Consider the following 20,729-nt stretch of genomic DNA (forward strand, 5'->3'; position numbering starts at 1 on the left):
CATTACTGGCAAAGGATACTTTTATAAGCAGTAATGCCCATGTTAGGGTGGCAGGCTAGTCTGGGTAGGCCGGCGTTACCTGTTACCCGAAATCGCCGATATGCGGGAGACGAAGCCTGAAGAAGATGTTTGGACCATTTTCAAACCTGTAATTTCAACTAAGAAACCCCGTCCTGCTTGGATGACGTTGATATAGGTGCTTGCTGGAGAGCTTGTTCTTATATCTTAACTGCGGGAACCAGCCCAGGCCCGGAAGGGAGCAGGCCTACCGTAGACAATCGTCGCTTGGAGGGTTGCGGGGTGGAGGCGAAATTGCAGACCACCTGATAATGGAATAAGCAACGACTTCGGGCGTGCCTGTCACTTAAAACCGGAAAACGTTAAATACCTGAATTACGTTTAGGAACGAACATTACAAATATGACGAGATAGCCAAGCCCGGTATGGCGCAGGATTGCTAATCCTGTGGTGCTATGCGCCTCGGGGGTTCGAATCCCCCTCTCGTCGTCCTGTTTTTTAATACATCAAAAATAAAGAGCAATTGTTTTTATTTTCATCCCATGGCAAAGAACCTAATATGATAAAAAAGAGAAGGACAACTAATGTCAGAGAAAACAATAATCCCTTTATTGAATAAAAGTGAGGTTGAAACTGAAACAGACTCCAATGTCGCTTGTAACTCATGTGGCGGCGGATGCTGTGGAGGAATGGGAATTAAAGCAGGCTCCGACAAAGAGGTCGTATTCAGAAATATATTTCTTTATGTAGGAATGGGAGCAATAATATTCATTGTGGCATATCTGGCAACAAAGTTAATTTCATGGATAAATCCATAACTAATTTTTCTTTTCTTTGCCAAAAGGATATCTTTCGATATCGCCGCAATCCAGGCAAGTAATTATAATTATTTCATCCTGCAAACGAACACGGGAATTGTTTCCAGGAACCAATAAAGAGCCACAGTTTTTACAGAACCGTCTTTTAAGTTCAGAAGGGATACCCACCCGATGCCTCATCCCTATTTTACGAGCAAGTGCAACATATCTCTTACTTTTATCCGGATTTATTAAAAACTCACTTTTCGCAAGGTCAAAAAGGTACTCGATCCTATCCTGTGCAATACTACGAGCCACAGCCTTGTTCTTTTTTCGAGATCTGGCCATAAATCAAACACCTTAATTCAAAGTAATATCACTTCTGCAGAGGGATTCTTTTCCCTGACAATATTCGTAAACATTGGACATCCAGTACTATCGAGTCCATAGAACATAGGAATTACATAAACAGATCCAAACATTGACACTGCATTTGCCGCCTTTTCAATATCCATTACATGATCACCTACAGGCAGCATAAGGACATCCGGAGACAGACCTTTCAGATCAGCAATATCACAGGTATGTCCTGCATGATATATTCCAAGACCTCCGAATAGGAAGAAGTAACCTACACCTTTACCAGGGGCCAGAGCTGTTTCGCATGAATCATATGCAGGTAAAACTTCAATATCTACACCTTTAATACTTAATTCATCTGCCAGAGAGTCGCCATCCATCACACGCCTGGCATCCCCCCTGAAATGCAAGCTCATTTGTTCAGGTATGAGAGTTGTGCAATCTGATTTACGGACTTTCTTTATAGAGTCGGGGTCACAATGACCAAAGTACTCGTTTGTTATGAGAATAATATCTGCCATTTCCTTTTCTGGAATGTGCACATCACCGAGTCCATTTGGATCAATATAAACTACCATATCATCAGACTTTATCATAAAACCTGCATTTTCCAGTTTTTTTATCAAAACACCGTTGATTGTCGTGTCAGCCAAAGTATCACACCATTAACTTGATCGAATGATATCAAATTGAGATTCAAGACATTATTCATCCCTGAGTTGAAATACTGACTACTCCAACGACTGAAGTCGTTGGGTTCTATTGAACCCTTAAGGAGCCTTAGCCTTGCATAAGGTTAAGCAATTGCTGATTCATTGTCGGAACTTGCAACCCAGCTTTACAGCTGGATGTAGAGGTTCCAACTCCACAGCCGTAGATTCCCGTGAGCCCCACGGTATTTGTGTATGTTTTTGATCTTAACAGGATGTTGATGGCAGCGTTGACATCCCTGTCTATTTTGAGATCACAATGTTCACAGTGAAATCTCCTTTCTCCTTTTTTGAGAAATACTTTCTTTTTCTTTCCACATGCTGAACAAGTCTGAGACGTATTTTTAGGATTAACCTTTTCAGTTATTTTTCCTATCTCAGCAGCCTTGTACATTACATGTAGAACAAGTCTTCCCCATGCTGCATCGTGAATAGATTTAGCATAGCTTCGTACCTTGACCATGTTCTTTATCTTCAGATCCTCGAACACTATTAGGTCGTATTTTGCTACAAGCAACTTGCTCAGACAATGTGAAATATGATTGCGAGTACCTTTAACATTTCTGTGAATCCTGTTCACTTTACGTTTTTGTTTAAGGTAGTTCTGAGAGCCATATTCCATATTGGAGAGTTTTCTCTGTTCAACTGCTAATCTTTTTTCTGCATTCCTGAGCAACTTTGGTGGTTCGATGAATTCACCATCAGATGTTGCTATCAAATTGTTCAATCCTAGATCGATACCTACCATAGTTTGTGGTATGATTGGTTCAGGATAATCAGGAAGTTCAATTGTTATGAAAGCAAACCATTTCTTGCCTTCTTTTTTGATCGTACATGTTTTCAATTGACCATTAAGGATATCGTTGTTAACATCTATCTTTATCAGGTTGTTCTTATCAGTTATCTTAGACAAGAACAAGTTGTTTCCTCTTAGTTCCCAACCATTTCCATGTTGCTTGTATGTGAAACTATAGTAGTCTTCTTTACCTTTGAATCTCGGATGTCCTTTTCGAAGAAGACCATCATATTTGATAGGTTTCGAACTTTTTTTTCCAAGAAGAGAATAAGGAGGATTTGCTGCAGGAACATCCTTTCTTTTGACGAAAGTTCCTTTTCTTGGTTTGCTTCCTTTAAGTCTACCATTTTTGATATCATCTAAGAACTTGAAGTATGCTTGTTGAACTCTTTCAAAAACATTAAGCCTTACTTGAGAATGGATATTGTTAGCATAGTCAAAGAACTTGAGTTGTTTTTCCAGCATTTGTGAATCTGGATATAATCCATAGATATCATAGAGGTTAATTCTTGTTGAGAGAAGATCATTCCATAACTTCCTGCAGGTTTCCAGAGTTTCTTCCATCTTTACTTCCTGTTCAGGATTAGGGTGGATCAGAAACCTGAGATTTCTACAGTTCTGACCTTCTTTTCTGACCATGATATCACTCTAAAATCAACAACAGTATATTGTTTTCTTATTACTTTAATGTTGCTTTGGAATGTTTGCTTTTTTTGTTCAATGAGATACGATTCCAATGTTGTTATGATGAGTTTATCAACAGCCAGTGAGGTACGATTCATCCTACGACTAAAGTCGTAGGCTTTCTCTACCCCTACACCCCGTTATTCCTAATAACAGGATATTGTCTCAATTCAGATGATACCATCATAAGCATTAAAACTACTGAAAGAAAAATGATACAAACATTGGAAAAAGAAATTAATTACTGCGATGAAACTAAACCAATGGACGGACTACAGAACATGAAAAAGACAAACATATTATGTTCTGCCGCCGATGCGGCAAGTCAGAACATAAAGAACCACCTCCTTCATAATACACAATGGGAAAAACCCGACCAGATACCTGATGACTGGGAAGGATTAAATTCAATTTATGAGAATCAGGAAATACGAATTCTTGAGATCGAAGGACATCATATTTACGAAGATCAAATCGATGAGAAAATGAGAACATATGGATTTGAAACTGACCTGATAGTTGTGGCATCAAAACATAAAAGTAATGATGGAAGATCAGTGCTAACTGCTCATTTCACTGGAAACCCGGATAAAGCAGATTTTGGAGGGAGACCGAAGGAACTGTCAGTGGCTGCACCCCATGTTCTGCGCCTTATATTAAGAAATATGAAGGAACTTGCAGAAAATATAGATTATGAAGTAAATATGGAATCTACACATCACGGACCTACCGACCTTAAAACGCCAATGGTATATGCAGAGATCGGAAGTTCGGAAAAGCAATGGAATGATCCTGAAGCAGGAGACATTGCATCAAAAGCAATATTGGAAGCAATAAGAGAATTTAATGCAAGTAAGAAAACTGGAAAATATATCCCGATTGCCGTTGGATTTGGAGGTGGCCACTATGCATCCAGACAAACAGAACTGATATTGGGAGCTGAAGTTACATTCGGTCACAATTTCCCTGATTATCAGTTATCTTTTGTAGACAGAAATATAATGTTGCAAGCTTTTGAGAAATCCGGGGCTGATTTTGCATATTTTGACAGGAAGTCCATGAGTTCAAAAGAAAGGGAAAGACTTGCACAATTACTGGATGAACTTGGATTTGTATTGCTGAGGGAAAGCGACATAAGAGAGATAGGGGAAGTTCAATGGGAACTGTTCATGGAAATTAAGGAGAAATGCAATGACTTATGCCCTGAAGGAAAATTCAGAATCACAGAAGTATTCAGATCAGGGTTAAAAAAATCTCCTGGTGAAAAAGAAAGGGAATATGGAGAATTGACTCAGTGCCAAATTTGTGAAGAATTATTTCAGGAAACAGTAAAAGCTAGCAAGAAGCTTACTGAAGAAATGCTCATACACTGCGCACCCATATATATGGAAAGAAAGAACGGAACTCTTTCAAATACCATAATGGGAATGGGTGAAGAAACAAAAAGTGCTATGCAGAACGTTACAAATGAATGCATTAAAATACTAAAAGAGCATTATGAAATTAAATATATTCCTGATGAGAATATACTTTGTATCAGCAACGAAAAATTTAATCCCAGGGCAGCAAAAGAACTAGGAATTCCGGCAGGGCCGATGCTGGGTGAACTTGCAAGAGGAAATTCCGTTGTTGTAGAGGGAAAGACCATCACACCCGGGATGGTACATAAAAGAAGAGTCAAGCACATCCATATATCCAATTAAATATAAATATTCATACCTGTAATCCAATATACGATTTTCATTTGAGGGAGAAAAAGAATGAGATCCATAGTAGAAGAGGCACTTGCAAGATCTGAGCAGGAGGAAAATATCCGTGGTCCGGTTGCAAGCCCCGAGCACAAAGACATAAATGCAGAATTAGAGGACATGCTACGTCAGTTACACACCAACATCAAAGTAATAGGATGTGGCGGCGGCGGTTCCAACAGTACACAAAGAATGGTCGAAGAAGGAATAAAAGGTGCAGAGTTCATTGCAGTGAACACAGATGCTCAACACCTGCTGAATATTAAAGCAGACCAGAAAATACTCATTGGAAAGAAAAAGACAAGAGGTCTCGGTGCAGGTAGTCTCCCGCAGATAGGCGAGGATGCAGCACTTGAGAGTGTTGACGAAATTGCTGCTGTAGTAAATGGCTCTGACATGGTATTCATTACATGTGGACTAGGAGGAGGAACCGGAACAGGATCAGCCCCCATAGTTGCTGAAGCTGCAAGGGACGCGGGAGCGCTTACCATTGCCGTTGTAACATTGCCATTCAGTGTAGAGGGACAAGTTAGAAGGACAAATGCTGAGGCAGGTCTTGAGAGACTCAGAGAAGTAGCAGACACTGTGATAGTAGTTCCAAATGACAAACTCCTTGAAGTAGTTCCAAGATTACCACTCCAGGCAGCGTTCAAAGTTTCCGATGAAGTCCTTATGAGAGCAGTAAAGGGTATAACAGAACTTATTACAAAACCAGGTCTCGTTAACCTTGACTTTGCAGATGTCAGAACTGTCATGCAGAACGGTGGTGTGGCAATGATAGGACTTGGAGAAGCAGATGGAGAGATTAAAGCAGTCGAGTCCGTACAGAAAGCACTTCGCAGCCCGCTTTTAGACGTGGACATATCTGGCGCGACATCCGCACTTGTCAATGTTATCGGTGGCCCGGACATGACAATTGCAGAGGCTGAAAGTGTTGTACAGGAAGTATACAGCAGAATCGATCCTGAAGCAAGACTTATCTGGGGAGCACAGGTCAATGATGAACTCGAACAGACTGTGCGTACTATGATAGTGGTTACAGGGGTAAAGTCACCGCAGATATATGGTCACGGCGGTGCAAAGAATGTAACCAGGAAATACGGAATCGATTTTGTTAAATAGAACATCTCCCTTTTTTAACATGATTAACTTTTGATTGGATGGCATATTCTGGCAATCCAATCGAAAGGTATTTTATTAAAGACGTTGTTTTGATGGCGCTATATATAGCAGACATAAAGTTCTGACATTATAGACTTCAAAATATACGCATGCATTACAAACGATCTAACCGGTTGTGAAGTACTTTGGCAGAAAATTCATTTGATCTAAACAAAATCAATAGCGCTAGCATAAACCAATCCTTAAAGACATATTTAAGGGTGCTGAAACTTACAAAAAAACCATCCAGAGAAGAATTCCTTACCATCGCCAAGGTCGCTGGTCTGGGAATACTTGCGATAGGGTTTGTAGGCTTCCTTATATATCTATTATTGGTGGAAATGCCTAAATGGGTGTAAATATGACCGCAGAGTCAGCGATATTCGTAGTGAAAACAACTGCGAATCAGGAACGATCAGTAGCAAATATGATAACGCAATCCGCAAGGAAAGAGCATCTGGACATCAGAGCTATCCTTGCACCTGATGAGCTGAAAGGGTATGTGCTTATTGAAGCATCATCGCCCGGAGATGTGGAACAGGCAATACAGACGGTACCACATGCCCGTGCATTGGTAAAGGGCCAGTCATCCATCGAGGAAATATCTCACTTCCTCACACCAAAACCAACGGTAACCGGAATTTCAGAAGGAGCTATCATCGAGATAACATCCGGTCCTTTCAAAGGTGAAAAGGCACGTGTAAAGAGGGTTGATGAAGGCCACGAAGAAATTACAGTAGAACTGTTTGATGCAGTTGTACCGATACCTATAACTATTCGTGGTGATACTGTAAGAATCCTCAGGAAAGAAGAAGAGGAAAATTCCTGAACTAATCATATTTATTATTAATCAACGATTTAATTTAACGGTGATATTCAAATGGCAAATGTTGTTGAAGCATTGGTCCCAGGAGGAAAAGCAAATCCAGGCCCACCACTCGGTCCTGCTCTTGGTCCTCTTGGTATTAACATAAAAGACGTGATCGACAAGATCAACGAAAAGACAAGCGATTACAATGGGATGCAAGTCCCTGTCAAGGTAATAGTAGCAGACGACAAGAGTTTCGAGATTGAAGTCGGAACCCCACCAACATCTGCACTTATATTACAGGAAGCTGGAATCCAGAAGGGATCCGGTGAGCCAAACACAGTAACCGTAGGAAACATTACAATTGCACAGGCTGCAAAGGTCGCACGCATGAAAAGAGAAGACATCCTTTCATACGACCTTAAAGCTGCTGTGAAGGAAGTACTCGGTTCCTGCGTCCCTATGGGCGTAACTGCTGAAGGCATGACTGCAAAGGAATGTCAGAAAGCAATCGACGAGGGACAGTTTGACGATGCACTGGCACAAGAAGCATGGTAAGCCCATGCACTAACCAATAACTTTAATATTAATACAGATTATTGGAGTGCCACTATAGACAGAGTGATGGTTTTAGAACCTGAAACTCTAGACAAATCCGTAGTAGACCGTAACGGTCCTGCCTGAACCTTGAGTTCAACACTACGGGAGGTAAAGAATGGCAGACGAAAGTATAGTAGAAGCTATTGAGAAGTTATTAGCTGAATCACCTGAAAGGAAATTCTCAGAAGGTGTGGAACTTGCTATTAACTTAAAAAATCTGGATATGAGTCAGCCTAAAAACCGTGTTGATGAAGAAATATTACTTCCAAACGGATTAGGAAAAGACCTCAAGATCGCAGTATTTGCGAAAGGTGAGGTTGGTCTCCAGGCAAAAGAAGCTGGCGCAGAAATCGTATTCTCTGAGGAAGATCTTGCTGAAATGGCCGAAGACAAATCACGTGCCAGATCAGTTGCAAATGAATACGACTTTTTTGTTGCTGAAGTCCAGTACATGGCACAGATTGGTAAAGCACTTGGTGCCATATTGGGTCCAAGAGGAAAGATGCCAACTCCATTGCCACCTGGAAAGAATGTGGCAGATCTTATCAACAGCGCAAGAAGCTCAATAAGAGTAAGATCAAAGGATAAGCTTACTTTCCATGTATCCGTTGGCCGCAGAGAAATGGATATCCAGGAACTTGCAGAGAACGTAGAAACAGTCCTTAGCAGAGTGGAAGGCTCCCTTGAAAAGGGTAAGCACAACATAAAAGCTATTTATGTTACAACCACAATGGGCAAATCAGTGAAGGTGGCATGATGGAAGAAGATCACCACACAAGTCATATCCCACAGTGGAAAAAGGATGAAGTTGAGGAAATAAAGGAACTCATCAAGAAATATCCGATCTTTGGTGTCATCGGTATTGGAGGGATTCCTGCAAAACAACTTCAGAAGATGAGAAGAGACCTTAAGGACAAGGCTGTTTTGAAAGTCTCTAGGAACACCCTTATAAGACGAGCACTTGACGAATCCAGTGAAGGAAAGGAAATGGAAGAGTATGTTGATGCTCAGACAGCCCTTGTTTTCACAGAACAGAATCCTTTCAAGTTATTCAAAACACTGGAAAAGAGCAAGAGCCCATCTCCAATTAAAGCAGGTGCAATTGCACCTAAAGATATTATTGTCGAGGCAGGCGAAACATCATTCCCACCTGGCCCAATACTCGGAGATATGCAGGCAGCAGGAATTCCTGCAGCTATCGACGGTGGCAAAGTGGTAATCAGAGAGACAAAAGCCGTAGCAAAGGAAGGCGAGGCAGTTTCACAGAAACTCGCTGCAATGCTCACAAGGCTTGAGATCTACCCAATGGAAGTAGGTCTTGACCTAAGAGCAGCTTTTGAAAGCGGAATGGTTTTCACACCAGATGTATTGGCCATTGACGAAGACAAATACTTCTCAGATATCGTACTGGCAGCACAGCAGGCATTCAACACATCCGTGTTTGCAGCATACCCAACTGCAGAGAACATCAACACACTTATTGCAAAAGCAACATCAGATGCGCGCAACCTTGGTGTCAACGCAGAGGTATTTGAACCAGAGATTGTCGATATACTTCTTGGAAAAGCACAGTCTGAAATGCTTTCAGTTGCATCCGTTGCATCTGCTAACAATGCAGAAGCAGTTGACGATGAACTGAAAGAAGCACTGGGTGCTGCAGCAAGTGCAGCCGCAGCTGCTCCGGCAGAGACTACTGTTGAAGAAGAAGAAGAGAAGGAAGAAGAACAAGAAGAGGAGTCAAGTGAAGAAGACGGCATGGCCGGACTTGGAGCACTCTTCGGATAATCAGAATTTACAAAATACAAAATTTACATTGATATAAATAAAAGGTGATTTCACATGGAATACATATATGCAGCACTTTTACTCTACAAAGCAGGTAAAGACATTACAGAAGAATCAGTAGTAGCCGTACTTCAGGCAGCAGGCGCAGACGTTGACGACGCACGTGCAAAGGCACTTGTCGCAGCTCTTGATGGCGTAGACATCGAGGAAGCAATGGCAACCGCAGCAGTCGCAGCAGCACCGGCAGCAGGCGCAGCTCCAGCAGCAGCAGCTGAAGAAGCTCCAGCAGAAGAAGAGGCAGCTGAGGAAGAAGAGGAAGACGACGCAGCAGAAGAGAGCGGCATGGCTGGTCTCGGAGCACTCTTCGGATAAACAAACATTATCTGTCCGCCTTTGTGCGGACAACACATTCTTTTTTAATCAGCTTTCCTGAAAAGCTGGCATTTTACATAGGATTTAATATATATCTCGTTTTCAAGTATCAGATTATTTTCCCTGCAAATATCAGGATAGTGATTATTCCAACTCTCCGGAGTTTCCTTGAACATAAAGAAAGGAAGCATCATAACAGTATCCAAACCCATTATTGGTTTTGCACAATCAACAATTCCAAAACAAGACTGATCCTTCAACACACGTGAAACTTCCTTAATAGCTCCTATTCTTACCTCGGATGTGGTCTCACAGAATGCCACTGATGTAACTACAAGATCAAAAGATCTATCATCAAATGGGAGAAGATCCATTGAACCCCTATACAGATTCAGAGAAGTACCTGATTTTGAGCCTTTTGTGGCTGCATAATCCAGTTGTGTGCTCGAAAGGTCAAGTCCATGAATATTAACATCTCCTCCAAGTTGCCTTGAAACTGCAATACCTACAGATTCAGTTCCACATCCCAGATCAAGGACAGACATTCCATGTTCAAGTGGGAGGGCTTTAGCTACCTGAGTATAATAGGTATCACCAAAACCAAGGATAGTTGCAAAAAAATCATAGTGCTTCCCACCAAAGAGCCAGCCAAAATTATTTCCCTTTACGTGATTTATCTACACACACCCTTTGAAACCTTTAATCAAGAGAAAAAAATAAAGTTCTCTTAACTCCCAATAATTAGTATGAAACTAACCATTAATAAAATTTACAATCGTTGGGAGACTTAAGCAAACAAATATTCATGAGTTTTGTACAAAAATAACTGCAAAGAGGAATATAGCACTCATGAATCCTACAATACCCATTACTGGAAGGTATCCTTCACCACTTGTTGCAAAGTAAGAAGATGCAAGCAGAATTCCAAGCAGAAATGTGTATTTTGCAATGGAATCGATTGTCCTGTATTTTCTGATCTCATCGGTTTTCTTTTCGAATCTCTCGATCTTGTAACCCCTTATAGTCTCGATCACATCATTGACACCCTGAGGTAGTTCCTTGATAATTTCCAGATACCTGTCACCTTCAAGCTGCAGGTATTCAAAGGCCTCAAATGGAGAATAACGCTTCATCAAAACCTTCACTATAACAGGTTTTGCATTTTCAAGCAGGTTGAACTTTGGATCAAGTTCAAGACAATTGGCCTCTATGAGAATTAGAGCCCTTTCAAGTGTTGAGAACTCAGTTGGAAGGGACAGATCATACTTCAGGCCAAGGGTTGCATAATTATCACTCTGACGTTCACCGGATGAATAATTCTGCTTTGAGATTATATCGTCAAGATCCAGCTTGAAACGACGTACATTGATATCTTCCTTGTTTATTCCCGTGATCTTCAAGAATGATTCAAATACAACATCCAGCCTTTTCTTGTAAATACCATAAAAAAGGTTGAGCATATTACGACGCAGCTCATCGTCTATTGTACCTACTGCACCAAAGTCAATGTAAGCGATACCATCCTCCTGCAGGATTATGTTTGAACTATGGGGATCGGCATGATAGAACCCATCAATATAAACCTGTTTCAGGTAACTTTTACTGATAATATCGGCATACCATTTTTTCTTTTCACGAGGCACGTCTGAAAGTTTTCTGATGGTGACACCTTCCATATAATCCATGACAAGGACATTCTCATTGGAAAAATCGTCATAGATATGTGGGACATGTACCTCTTTCACATCTGCAAAGTTCTCTTCAAAGCGCCTGATATTCCTTGCCTCATTGCTCAGGTCGAGCTCACGGCTGAGGAGCTCACTGAATTCATAAAGGAAACCATCGATATCGAAATTCTTTCCAAGACCCAGAAGCCTTACAATAATAGGTTTGATGTCATTGAGTATTGCAAGATCAAGATTTATTGTATCTATAAGATTGGGTCTTGTAATTTTTACTGCAACTTTTTTTCCATCCAGTTTTGCCTCATACACCTGGGCAATTGAGGCACATGCTATTGGTTCAGTATTGAAATCCTCGAAAATCTCATGAATATCAAAACCCGAATGTTCAAGGCTCTCTTCAATTTCCTCTTCCCCTATGCTACAACTAAAACCTTCAAATGCTACTTTCATTTTGTCAAATCCAAGAGGATTAACATTATCCTGAAGATTTCCCAGTTCCTCGATGTAAATAGCCGGAACAATGTCAGGCCTCTTACTCAGTATCTGACCAAGTTTTATGAATGTAGGACCCAGTTCCTCAAGAGCTTTTCTAAGTTTTACAGCATTTTCCCTGTTCTTGTAATCCAGTACACATGGATTTCTCCTGTTGGAAACATAGTATTGGTTAACCTCACTGTAAATAAGGCTAAAAAGGTTGTATTTTGAGAATACCCTGAAAATAGTAATGTACCTGCGGATCTTCCTGAACATCGGTACTATATTTGTGCTGTTAGTAGATATATGTTCGCGTAGGACTATTTTTTCCCATTGCGATGATGATTATAAGAGTCCATCACATGGGATATCTCTTTATGAGTATGTTCGTGAATATGCAAATGAATATGACCTTCTGTCCCCTCAATTGTTCTTGTCAGGACCTCCACTGCCTCATCAAAGGACAATGGCAAATCATCTGAAGAATAGCCAAAACAGTTCAGGACCTTGAACAACTTAAAGACATCCGGAGCCTCAAGACTATTGTCCTTAAGAAGCGACCAGTCAGAAAATATATCCCTTGGAGAACCTTCCGCAACTATGCGCTTATTTAGAACATAAACACGATCTGCAAGTGTCGGAAGAGCATTGACATCATGCATTGCGATAATTGTAGTTATTCCATCCCGCTCGTTAAGATCACTGATTAGACTGATAAAATCCGCACGGCTTTTTGGATCAAGATTCGCAGTGGGCTCATCAAGTACCAGCACTTTTGGTTCCATTGAAAGCACTGCAGCAAGTGCAACCCTTTTTTTCTGTCCGTAACTTAGATTGTGAGAAACTTTTTTTTCAAAACCCTCAAGACCGACCTTTGAAAGGGCTTTATTAACACGCTTTTCAACTTCTTCTTCATCAAGACCCATATTAATAGGACCAAAAGCAACATCATCGAATACGGTTGGCATGAACAGCTGGTCATCAGGATCCTGAAAAACAACACCTACCTGATGAATCCTATCCTCTATTTTCATGTCAGAGATTCTTTTACCAAATACCCGGACATCACCCTGTGGATTTTTGATTGTTCCATTGAGGTGCAGGAAAAATGTAGTTTTGCCAGCTCCGTTTGGACCAACTACAACGACCTTTTCACCTTCATAAATTGTGAGACCTATATCCTCAAGGGCTTTTGTTCCATCAGAATAGGAATAGTTCAGATCTTCAACCTTGATTGCTTCTACCATATTTTTACCGTAATTACATCATATAAATTGATAAGCATGCACAAAGATTGCAATTCCCACCATACATGTACTTAGTACATAATCCTTTGCGCTCATTTTCAGATGAACCAAGGTCCTTGGCCTGCCACTATATCCCTTTGAAACCATTGACTCATAGACCCTTCTTGTCCTGTCATAACTTTTTATGATAATCATGCCGAGCATATTTCCGAATATGGAAAGTCCGTGATAATTGGCTTTTAAGCTGAATCCCTTACATTCCATGGATTCCCACATCCTGCTAAACTCATCGGTTATCACAAAGATGTAACGATAAGTGAACATGAGCATCTGAACAAGCGTCCCTGGAATTTTCAAGGCATACAGGGTTTTCATCGTCATATCGAATCTTGTAGTTGCCAGCATGGTAAGAGCAAGAGTTACTGCAGCCAGTGCTCTCATGATTATGAGTGAAGCAAATATCAGGCCATCAAGTGTGACTGAAATTCCCGATATATTTGCAATTTCCCTGCCCTCTACAGTTAACGGCATTACCAGTAGCAAAGGAAATAGAAAGAAAAAAACCATCCTGATCCTTTTCAGTGCAAATCCAGGAGGTAACCGGGATACCAGTAATATGAAAAAAGAGAAAACCAAACCTGAAAAAGCAACCCTTATGTCATTAACAAAAACAAGCGAGAATATAAGAAAAGTAAATGACACGATCTTGGCCCGGGGATCAAAGCGATGAATGGGAGAATCCATCGAAGAATATGCATCTATTTCCGGGTATTCCATTTTATGTCACCTTTTACTCAAAGTTCCGGGAATTGGCTTTATTCTGATTTTGATTTCCGGACAGACAGGTACATTGCAATACCTGCTATTCCGATTATATATCCGAAACCTGCACCAATCTTTGCTTCCAGTGGAAGTTCTGCTTCTGCAGTATCTTCAGTAGCACCTCCTGTCAGAGCAAATGTCGTTTCGCTCTTGTGACCACTTTCAGAAACCTCAACTCTGTATTCTGAAACTCCAAGCTTCGGAGTGAAATAAAAGAGACCATCCGAATCGGTCTTGTCCTCAATATAAAGTTCTTCCTCGCCGTTCTTGATAGCATACACAGCAACTTCTGCATCAGCCATTGAATCTCCGCCACCAAACCAGGCTTTGATCTCAACCTCTGTAATAGTTTCCTGAACATAGACCCTGTGTGCAGAAGCAGCAGGCATAGCCATTGTAAGAACCATGACTATCAAAACCAGAATTTTCATTATTCTTAAAGAATCCATTATCTCAAACCTCCCTGTCCAGTGGTAACAGCTCCGGCCTGACTTTCAGGATGAAGGTTACAACAGAACCCGTTATTATTCCCTCGATGATCATTACAGGAATATGAGCAACTACAATTGCATAGGCGATTTCAGTAAATTCCTCACCTGTAGTTATCAGCATTAAAGCAAGGAAAATCCCTGACAGGATTACTCCAAGGGCACCACAGATAATACCCAGAACAGAAGCATTGATACCTTTACGATATCCATACCTGAATATCAAGTATGCAAGAAGGGCAGGAATACCCATCATCACATTATTTATTCCAATGGTTGTAATGCCGCCGTGCTGGAAAAGAAATGCCTGTAATGTGAGGCCAACAAGCATTGCGGGGAATGCCATAATACCAAGCACAACTCCAAGAAGTCCGGTCAAAAGAAGGTGTACACTTGTTGGACCTATGGAAACATGAACCAGGGATGCAACGAAAAAGGCACCTGTCATAATGGAGATCTTAGGGATTTCCTCAGCCATGTCATGTCTGGATTTACATCGCCAAAGGATTATGGCATTCAATATCAGTGCAATAATCCAGCCAGTAGCAATTACCTGGAAGGATAGTACACCGTCAGAAATATGCATAATAGTAACCTCATATGTATAATTTGGTATGAATTGTTTTTTAATTCATATGATTTTGGACTGAGAATGAATAACAACGTATAAAAAGGGTTTGATAGAGAGGGTGACTCCCTATCATATTTTGGCTATAATCTATTCTTTTCTCATAATAGTATAGAGTGCACCAAGTATGCCTGCAAGGGCAACAGATGCAATGAATCCGGGAGTACTTGCTGATTCAGGTGATGATTCAGCTGTTCCCTCAGCCATTGTTGAATCAGATGTTGCGGATACAACTTTTACAGGGAATGATTCGATTACAGGAACAATAAATACTCCTCTTACAGGCTGCCCCTCTTCAGGTTCCATTGTTGCACCAACAAACCAGATACCAGGTTCATCCAGTGTGTAAACGAAGTCACCTGCATCATTGGACTTTGTGAGTCTTGTGAAAACCATTGGTGCATCATATGGATACATCTCTTCTGCAGCTTCGACGATCTCGATACCTTTCTCAAGAGTATGATATATCTCTATTTCAACATCAGCACCAGTGAGAGCTTCACCATTGTAAAGTGCCTTACCTGAGAAGACAAATCCTTCTTCCATACCGTAGGGTCTCATGTATGGTATGATCTCAGTATCCTGACCAACTTCTGCATCCCAGCCAACCCACATTTCTTCTCCACAGTGAATTACTGCTTTGGTGAAGTCAACCATATCCTCGTCAACGTCAGCATATTTTACAGAAATGACTGAATCGCCCATCTGGTCCACTGTGAATGATGTTTTGTAAGCAACAAAGGTTCCCATGTTACCTTCTTCGTCCATTCCATCAACAGTTGTTTCTTCAACAGTCAGCTCTTCAACAGTGCCATCTGGTTTTGTAACTGAAACTTCAGGAACAGTAGACATATCAAAAAGGATGTGTTCGTAAGGGTGACCCCACATCATATAAACATCTTTTGTGTCACCAAGCTCTGCGATGTAATCTTCCGGAGTTACATCCCATAAGGTGTCTTCGCTATCGCTTGGGAAAACCATTGTGAAGTGAGCACTTCCCATACCTGCGGAACACATCAGCATTCCAATGAATAATAAGCTCAAAACAATTTTTCTCATTATAATCTCCTACCAACATAATAGATTGAATAATCACACAGTAATACTAAATATATAGTTTGTGCTATTTATGTAGAATCTTATTCAATTTGATAATAATTAATGCTTCGATGATAAAGATTAATCATAAGACAAAAGGTTTCAGGTGATAGAGCAAATCTTTTTTAGTCTATGTAAGTTTAAAAGAGGACAAACAACTGCGGATAATCTTCATGACAAAATATTCACCATTCATTGCTGCAAAAGCTGTCTGGCAGATGCACATAAGAAAACGTCCTTTTGTTCTATCACATGCCATCAATTCCAGATGTAACATGAAATGTTCATTCTGCGAGTACTGGAAAACAGAAGGCGAAGAAATGGAGCTTCAGGACATCTTCAAGCTCCTTGATGAAGCAAGAGAATTTGGGATCCTTGTATATAATGCATGGACAGTGGAACCACTTCTCAGGAAAGACCTTCCTGGAATACTGGCGTATGCGAAAAGTATTGGAATGGTAACATCACTCATAACGAATGGGCTTTTGCTTGAAAAACGCATAGATGAACTTGTAGACCTTGACTATCTTTCTGTTTCCGTTGATGGAACTTCCAGTTATAAAGAGATAAGAGGCATTGATCTTGAAAGAATAATGCCAGGAATCCTGAAAGCAAAAGATAAGCTTGACAATCCCCTTCTGCTAAACTGTGTGATAAGTGGAAAGAATCTGGATGATATTGAAGAACTTATCACAATGGCAAAAGATCTGGATGTGAAAATATCATTTGAGCCTATGTACGAATTCCAGGGAATTGCGAATGATACCTGGGAAATGATGGGAATACGTGACATTTCAAAGTATCATCAGACTGTTGACAGGATAATTGAGATGAAAAAGGAAGGTTATCCGATAATTAACTCTTATACATACCTTAAAATGGCCCGTGACCTTAATCCTGATTTTACATGCCATGCAAATGACATCATACTTGATGTGACAGCTGATGGCAGTATAGAGAACTGCAGAATCCATCGTGAACCGATAGGACATATCAGTGAAGGAATTGCAAACGTATGGGAAAGGACAAGGAAACTCCGAAAGGAGAAAGCACGTGATTGTCAGAAATGCCTTTTCTTTGGTTATGTTGAGAACAGCCTGATGTACAATTTCAATACTGAAGTTGCAAGGCACTATGAATGGATGTGAATTTCTCATCATATTAACTGCAATGTTTTAATATAATAACGCATCAATAATTATAAGAAATAATTGAAGGTGATCACTATTACATATATTAAAAGCTGTAAGTCATTCTCAGCCATTTCCATCTTTGTTCTTATTACACTTTTACTTGCAGGAACTGCAAACGCAGAGATATCAGTTGCCTTTTATCCGTCCCAAACCAGCGTTGAAGAAAACGAGGAGTTCACTATTGACATCATGATCGAAAGCGATGTCAATGTTTCCGGTGCTGAGATGCAACTGACATATGACCCCGAACTAATAGAAGTTACATCCATCTCTGAAGGAAACTTTTTCAAGCAGGATGGAGAAAGCACAATATTCTCAAAGGGAACCATTGATAATGAACTTGGAACTGTGAATGAAATATATTCAGTGATAATGGGTGATGACACAATGCTGGAACCTGATATTTTTGCTACAATAACATTGCATTCAAAGGAAAAATCAGGAGTTGCCATTCTTGAGATGAAAAATGTGATAATTACCAATTCCGCAGGAGATAGTCTGGAAACAAAAATAACCAATGCAGAGATTATAGTGGGAGACGTGGAAGTGACAACTCCGGAAAGTGGAGCAGAAACGGAAACTGAAGAAGAAAGTGTCACAACGGGTCAGAACAGTTCAATAATAGCTTTAATTGCCTTATGCTGTTTGTATATTGTCAGAAAAAGAATAGATTAAGAAAGCAGCTAAATGCTGCCCATTATTCCTATCCGAATACTGTTCCCATTAGTCAGATGAAGCAAGCGTGATGCACTTCCCTGATTTACAGAAATTTCAAAAAAACCGTGGCTTCCCACCAATGCAACTATTCCCCATTTTGGAACATCACTGTAGGTTTTCATGAATGGCATTTGCCTGCCGGATACTGATAAGATAGTTCCGGGTTTTATTTTATCCAGTAGCTTTTCAGCCGGAATATTTGTGATGATATTACCAAAATCATCTACATATACAACAATTGCCTCGATGAACTGTTTTTCTATGGAATAAACTGAGAAATCAAGGTCAACATAATCATCGGTTTTGCGGCCAATTTCCTGAACATCACGTCCCGCAGACAGATGAGCAGCAGCCGGGGCAAATATATCCCTTCCGTGGAACGTTGAAGAAACACTATCCGGAAGAAGACCATCCTCAATTTCATAAACCTGGAAATCTCCTAGAAGCCGGGCAGCAGGAATCAAAAGACCATTGTCCGGACCTACAAAGTACTGGTCACCTGCTTTAATAATTATTGCCTTGCGAGCAGTGCCTACTCCTGGGTCGATCACACCTACATGAATTGTGCCGGGAGGGAAATGCCTGACCACAGAATAGATGGCAAAGGCACCAGCCCTGATATCAATAGGAGGAACAGAATGGCTAATATCAACAATCGTAACTTCAGGATTTATGCTAAGTATAACACCCTTCATGGATGCAGGATAAAGAGTTCCAAAATCAGTAGTAAGAGTAATTACTGACATGATATTATTTTTATCAGTTTTGATATAAATACATGTTTAAATTAGGTCCAGAATAAAATGTATTTTGCTTTATTTAGCTATACAAGTCACTGCAATAAACATAATTATGCCTTAAAGATATAACAGAAGAATATAAAGATACTGCTATTGAAAGTGAGTTAAAATAGCAAAAGATAAAAGCACAATTAATTGAAAAAAGAAAAGAAAAAAGTAATGTCTTTAACATTACTTACAGAGGTCGTAGTTCTGGTTTACTATCTTAAGAGCGCAGAAGTCACCGCACATTGTACATGCATCTTCGTCGCCTGGTGCTCTGCTGTCTCTGATGCTTCTTGCAAGTTCTGGGTCGAGTGCATGCTTATACTGTTCTTCCCAGTCAAGTTTTGCACGTGCTCTGCCCATTGCCAAGTCAACATCACGAGCTGTTTCTGGGTACTTGACCATGTCACCAACGTGAGCAGCGATCTTTGAGGTCTTGACACCTTCAACAACATCTTCAAGGTTTGGAAGTGCAAGGTGTTCTGCTGGTGTTACATAGCAGAGGAAGTCACAGCCAGCTGCTGCGGAAGCTGATGCACCGATAGCTGTTACGATGTGGTCACGGCCTGCACCTATATCAGATACGAGTGGACCGAGCATATAGAATGGCTTTCCATCACTCATTGCCTTCATGAGTTTAACGTTCATCTCCACCTGATCAAGTGGTACGTGACCTGGTCCTTCTACGATTACCTGAAGGTCGTATTTGTCGTGTGCTTTCTGTGCGCATTCTGAGTTGATGATGAGCTCCTGTACCTGTGCTCTGTCGGTTGCATCGTGAACTGCACCTGCACGCATTCCGTTACCGGTTGAAAGGGTAACTTCGTGTTCCTTGAGTATCTCACAGAGGTAGTCGAAGTCTGCATAAAGTGGATTTTCCTTCTCGTTGTGAAGCATCCATGTGCTCATGAATGCACCGCCACGGGAACAGAGACCACCGTATCTGCCGTGTGCCTTCAACCTGTCAAGAACAATGTTGTTGATACCTGTGTGAATAGCCATGAAGTTTGTACCGAGCTTTGCCTGCTCCTCGGTTGCGTACCAGAGATCGTCCTCGGTCATGTGAACAATAGAACCGTCTCTCTTTGCTGCTGTTATGAATGCCTGATAGAGTGGAACTGAACCTACTGGAAGGGAGATTGCGTCACATACAGCTTTCCTGATTCCAAGGAAGTCTCCACCGGTACCAAGCTCCATAAGTGTGTCTGCACCTGCTGCCTCTGCTGCCTTTGCTTTTGCAACTTCTGCATCCAGATCAACAATATCGGATGATGCACCAATGGATGCGTTTACCTTAGTTTTAAGACCTTCACCCATACCACAGATCTTTATGTCCCTGTAAGGGGTCATTGGGATTACGATTCTTCCTGAAGCAACACCACGTCTGATAAATTCAGGATCTTTACCTTCAATCTTGGCAACGATCTTCATCTCTTCTGTGATCTTACCATTTTTTGCATCTGTAACTATTGTCATTGTTTATACCTCAAGTTTTGATGTAACCTACAATAACCAAATCGTATATAATGTTTGTCAAAAAATAAACTTTAGATAAAGTCAAGTTAACTTTATAGATATTGATTTTTTATTTCATAGCGAAATAGCCAAAGAGATTATTTATTTCAAAAAACAACATCAAAAAAGACAATAGTACTATAATTCATGGGAGATACATTCAGAATAGAAAAACAGGATACAACTAAAATTGTTTTGTTATCAGGAAAAATGACGCAATATTTCAATCTTACTTACA

General features: G+C 40.6%; 23 protein-coding genes, 1 tRNA gene and 1 other RNA gene. 13 read left to right on the top strand and 12 right to left on the bottom strand.

Annotation, left to right across the window (positions count from 1 at the left end; translation table 11 throughout):
• Window positions 1–48 precede the first annotated feature (48 nt).
• From ffs to J2746_RS11185, 3 genes are all read left to right on the top strand, one after another.
• Window positions 49–363: signal recognition particle sRNA (ffs, locus tag J2746_RS11175), an RNA gene on the top strand.
• 59 nt (window positions 364–422) lie between these two features.
• A tRNA-Ser gene (locus J2746_RS11180) sits at window positions 423–507 on the top strand.
• 95 nt (window positions 508–602) lie between these two features.
• The gene (locus J2746_RS11185; protein WP_209620719.1) at window positions 603–836 is read left to right on the top strand and encodes a hypothetical protein; all 234 of its coding nucleotides are present in this window, start codon (window positions 603–605) and stop codon (window positions 834–836) included.
• Here J2746_RS11185 and J2746_RS11190 read toward each other — a convergent pair whose 3' ends face one another.
• The 3 genes from J2746_RS11190 to J2746_RS11200 form a co-directional block, all read right to left on the bottom strand.
• Entirely contained in the window at window positions 837–1,163 is a 327-nt protein-coding gene (locus tag J2746_RS11190; RefSeq protein ID WP_209620722.1) for a ribonuclease P protein component 4, read from the bottom strand.
• A gap of 17 nt (window positions 1,164–1,180) precedes the next feature.
• Window positions 1,181–1,828: an MBL fold metallo-hydrolase gene (locus tag J2746_RS11195; RefSeq protein WP_209620725.1), complete on the bottom strand. Its 648-nt coding sequence runs from the start codon at window positions 1,826–1,828 to the stop codon at window positions 1,181–1,183.
• Window positions 1,829–1,955: 127 nt separating this feature from the next.
• Window positions 1,956–3,320 carry an RNA-guided endonuclease InsQ/TnpB family protein gene (locus J2746_RS11200; RefSeq protein WP_209620728.1) on the bottom strand — a complete coding sequence of 455 codons (1,365 nt, stop codon included), beginning with the start codon at window positions 3,318–3,320 and terminating at the stop codon, window positions 1,956–1,958.
• A gap of 257 nt (window positions 3,321–3,577) precedes the next feature.
• Here J2746_RS11200 and J2746_RS11205 point away from each other — a divergent pair, with 257 nt between their 5' ends.
• The 8 genes from J2746_RS11205 (at window position 3,578) to rpl12p (ending at window position 9,839) form a co-directional block, all read left to right on the top strand.
• Window positions 3,578–5,068, top strand: a complete 1,491-nt coding sequence (locus J2746_RS11205) for a D-aminoacyl-tRNA deacylase (RefSeq protein WP_245250117.1) — start codon at window positions 3,578–3,580, stop codon at window positions 5,066–5,068.
• 57 nt (window positions 5,069–5,125) lie between these two features.
• Window positions 5,126–6,235 carry a cell division protein FtsZ gene (gene ftsZ / locus J2746_RS11210; protein ID WP_209620731.1) on the top strand — a complete coding sequence of 370 codons (1,110 nt, stop codon included), beginning with the start codon at window positions 5,126–5,128 and terminating at the stop codon, window positions 6,233–6,235.
• A gap of 215 nt (window positions 6,236–6,450) precedes the next feature.
• On the top strand, window positions 6,451–6,633 hold the full coding sequence (locus tag J2746_RS11215; protein ID WP_425342651.1) for a protein translocase SEC61 complex subunit gamma: 183 nt from the start codon (window positions 6,451–6,453) through the stop codon (window positions 6,631–6,633).
• A gap of 2 nt (window positions 6,634–6,635) precedes the next feature.
• Window positions 6,636–7,103 carry a transcription elongation factor Spt5 gene (locus tag J2746_RS11220; RefSeq protein ID WP_209620863.1) on the top strand — a complete coding sequence of 156 codons (468 nt, stop codon included), beginning with the start codon at window positions 6,636–6,638 and terminating at the stop codon, window positions 7,101–7,103.
• Between the two features lie 51 nt (window positions 7,104–7,154).
• A complete protein-coding gene (locus J2746_RS11225) occupies window positions 7,155–7,640 on the top strand; it encodes a 50S ribosomal protein L11 (RefSeq protein WP_209620737.1) in 486 nt (161 codons plus the stop codon).
• A gap of 157 nt (window positions 7,641–7,797) precedes the next feature.
• Window positions 7,798–8,439 carry a 50S ribosomal protein L1 gene (locus J2746_RS11230; RefSeq protein WP_209620740.1) on the top strand — a complete coding sequence of 214 codons (642 nt, stop codon included), beginning with the start codon at window positions 7,798–7,800 and terminating at the stop codon, window positions 8,437–8,439.
• Complete coding sequence (locus tag J2746_RS11235; RefSeq protein WP_209620743.1) at window positions 8,436–9,467, top strand: 50S ribosomal protein L10; 1,032 nt, start codon at window positions 8,436–8,438, stop codon at window positions 9,465–9,467. Before J2746_RS11230 ends, J2746_RS11235 begins: the two co-directional genes overlap by 4 nt.
• Before the next feature lie 54 nt (window positions 9,468–9,521).
• Complete coding sequence (gene rpl12p, locus J2746_RS11240; RefSeq protein WP_209620746.1) at window positions 9,522–9,839, top strand: 50S ribosomal protein P1; 318 nt, start codon at window positions 9,522–9,524, stop codon at window positions 9,837–9,839.
• 44 nt (window positions 9,840–9,883) lie between these two features.
• Here the strand turns inward: rpl12p and J2746_RS11245 are convergent, their stop codons facing one another.
• The 7 genes from J2746_RS11245 to J2746_RS11275 all read right to left on the bottom strand — a co-directional run bounded on the left by J2746_RS11245 (window position 9,884) and on the right by J2746_RS11275 (window position 16,242).
• Window positions 9,884–10,516, bottom strand: a complete 633-nt coding sequence (locus tag J2746_RS11245; protein WP_209620866.1) for a class I SAM-dependent methyltransferase — start codon at window positions 10,514–10,516, stop codon at window positions 9,884–9,886.
• A 126-nt stretch (window positions 10,517–10,642) separates the two neighbouring features.
• Window positions 10,643–12,274 carry an ABC1 kinase family protein gene (locus J2746_RS11250; RefSeq protein WP_209620749.1) on the bottom strand — a complete coding sequence of 544 codons (1,632 nt, stop codon included), beginning with the start codon at window positions 12,272–12,274 and terminating at the stop codon, window positions 10,643–10,645.
• Window positions 12,275–12,318: 44 nt separating this feature from the next.
• Window positions 12,319–13,245: an energy-coupling factor ABC transporter ATP-binding protein gene (locus tag J2746_RS11255; RefSeq protein WP_209620752.1), complete on the bottom strand. Its 927-nt coding sequence runs from the start codon at window positions 13,243–13,245 to the stop codon at window positions 12,319–12,321.
• Between the two features lie 18 nt (window positions 13,246–13,263).
• Window positions 13,264–14,022 (bottom strand): cobalt ECF transporter T component CbiQ, encoded by a 759-nt coding sequence (cbiQ, locus tag J2746_RS11260; RefSeq protein ID WP_209620755.1) that lies wholly within the window; start codon window positions 14,020–14,022, stop codon window positions 13,264–13,266.
• Window positions 14,023–14,060: 38 nt separating this feature from the next.
• Complete coding sequence (locus J2746_RS11265) at window positions 14,061–14,516, bottom strand: hypothetical protein (RefSeq protein ID WP_245250118.1); 456 nt, start codon at window positions 14,514–14,516, stop codon at window positions 14,061–14,063.
• Window positions 14,517–14,520: 4 nt separating this feature from the next.
• Window positions 14,521–15,141, bottom strand: a complete 621-nt coding sequence (gene cbiM / locus J2746_RS11270) for a cobalt transporter CbiM (protein ID WP_209620758.1) — start codon at window positions 15,139–15,141, stop codon at window positions 14,521–14,523.
• A gap of 132 nt (window positions 15,142–15,273) precedes the next feature.
• Window positions 15,274–16,242: a DUF4198 domain-containing protein gene (locus tag J2746_RS11275; protein ID WP_209620762.1), complete on the bottom strand. Its 969-nt coding sequence runs from the start codon at window positions 16,240–16,242 to the stop codon at window positions 15,274–15,276.
• 212 nt (window positions 16,243–16,454) lie between these two features.
• Here J2746_RS11275 and J2746_RS11280 point away from each other — a divergent pair, with 212 nt between their 5' ends.
• Window positions 16,455–17,429: a radical SAM protein gene (locus J2746_RS11280; RefSeq protein WP_209620765.1), complete on the top strand. Its 975-nt coding sequence runs from the start codon at window positions 16,455–16,457 to the stop codon at window positions 17,427–17,429.
• Between the two features lie 69 nt (window positions 17,430–17,498).
• A complete protein-coding gene (locus tag J2746_RS11285) occupies window positions 17,499–18,149 on the top strand; it encodes a cohesin domain-containing protein (RefSeq protein WP_209620767.1) in 651 nt (216 codons plus the stop codon).
• 8 nt (window positions 18,150–18,157) lie between these two features.
• Here the strand turns inward: J2746_RS11285 and J2746_RS11290 are convergent, their stop codons facing one another.
• Together J2746_RS11290 and thiC are read right to left on the bottom strand one after the other, a co-directional pair.
• Window positions 18,158–18,937, bottom strand: a complete 780-nt coding sequence (locus tag J2746_RS11290; RefSeq protein WP_209620772.1) for an SAM hydrolase/SAM-dependent halogenase family protein — start codon at window positions 18,935–18,937, stop codon at window positions 18,158–18,160.
• Window positions 18,938–19,162: 225 nt separating this feature from the next.
• Window positions 19,163–20,452 (bottom strand): phosphomethylpyrimidine synthase ThiC, encoded by a 1,290-nt coding sequence (thiC, locus tag J2746_RS11295; protein WP_209620775.1) that lies wholly within the window; start codon window positions 20,450–20,452, stop codon window positions 19,163–19,165.
• Between the last annotated feature and the right edge of the window lie 277 nt (window positions 20,453–20,729).

It is taken from the genome of Methanolobus bombayensis (assembly GCF_017873415.1).
In the GTDB taxonomy this organism is placed as follows: domain Archaea; phylum Halobacteriota; class Methanosarcinia; order Methanosarcinales; family Methanosarcinaceae; genus Methanolobus; species Methanolobus bombayensis.

Coding starts and splice junctions, on each gene's coding strand:
- J2746_RS11185 (WP_209620719.1), top strand. CDS start 603: ATGTCAGAGAAAACAATAATCCCTTTATTGAATAAAAGTGAGGTTGAA.
- J2746_RS11190 (WP_209620722.1), bottom strand. CDS start 1,163: ATGGCCAGATCTCGAAAAAAGAACAAGGCTGTGGCTCGTAGTATTGCA.
- J2746_RS11200 (WP_209620728.1), bottom strand. CDS start 3,320: ATGGTCAGAAAAGAAGGTCAGAACTGTAGAAATCTCAGGTTTCTGATC.
- J2746_RS11205 (WP_245250117.1), top strand. CDS start 3,578: ATGATACAAACATTGGAAAAAGAAATTAATTACTGCGATGAAACTAAA.
- ftsZ (WP_209620731.1), top strand. CDS start 5,126: ATGAGATCCATAGTAGAAGAGGCACTTGCAAGATCTGAGCAGGAGGAA.
- J2746_RS11220 (WP_209620863.1), top strand. CDS start 6,636: ATGACCGCAGAGTCAGCGATATTCGTAGTGAAAACAACTGCGAATCAG.
- J2746_RS11225 (WP_209620737.1), top strand. CDS start 7,155: ATGGCAAATGTTGTTGAAGCATTGGTCCCAGGAGGAAAAGCAAATCCA.
- J2746_RS11230 (WP_209620740.1), top strand. CDS start 7,798: ATGGCAGACGAAAGTATAGTAGAAGCTATTGAGAAGTTATTAGCTGAA.
- J2746_RS11235 (WP_209620743.1), top strand. CDS start 8,436: ATGATGGAAGAAGATCACCACACAAGTCATATCCCACAGTGGAAAAAG.
- rpl12p (WP_209620746.1), top strand. CDS start 9,522: ATGGAATACATATATGCAGCACTTTTACTCTACAAAGCAGGTAAAGAC.
- J2746_RS11250 (WP_209620749.1), bottom strand. CDS start 12,274: ATGTTCAGGAAGATCCGCAGGTACATTACTATTTTCAGGGTATTCTCA.
- J2746_RS11255 (WP_209620752.1), bottom strand. CDS start 13,245: ATGGTAGAAGCAATCAAGGTTGAAGATCTGAACTATTCCTATTCTGAT.
- cbiQ (WP_209620755.1), bottom strand. CDS start 14,022: ATGGAATACCCGGAAATAGATGCATATTCTTCGATGGATTCTCCCATT.
- J2746_RS11265 (WP_245250118.1), bottom strand. CDS start 14,516: ATGGATTCTTTAAGAATAATGAAAATTCTGGTTTTGATAGTCATGGTT.
- cbiM (WP_209620758.1), bottom strand. CDS start 15,141: ATGCATATTTCTGACGGTGTACTATCCTTCCAGGTAATTGCTACTGGC.
- J2746_RS11275 (WP_209620762.1), bottom strand. CDS start 16,242: ATGAGAAAAATTGTTTTGAGCTTATTATTCATTGGAATGCTGATGTGT.
- J2746_RS11280 (WP_209620765.1), top strand. CDS start 16,455: ATGACAAAATATTCACCATTCATTGCTGCAAAAGCTGTCTGGCAGATG.
- J2746_RS11290 (WP_209620772.1), bottom strand. CDS start 18,937: ATGTCAGTAATTACTCTTACTACTGATTTTGGAACTCTTTATCCTGCA.
- thiC (WP_209620775.1), bottom strand. CDS start 20,452: ATGACAATAGTTACAGATGCAAAAAATGGTAAGATCACAGAAGAGATG.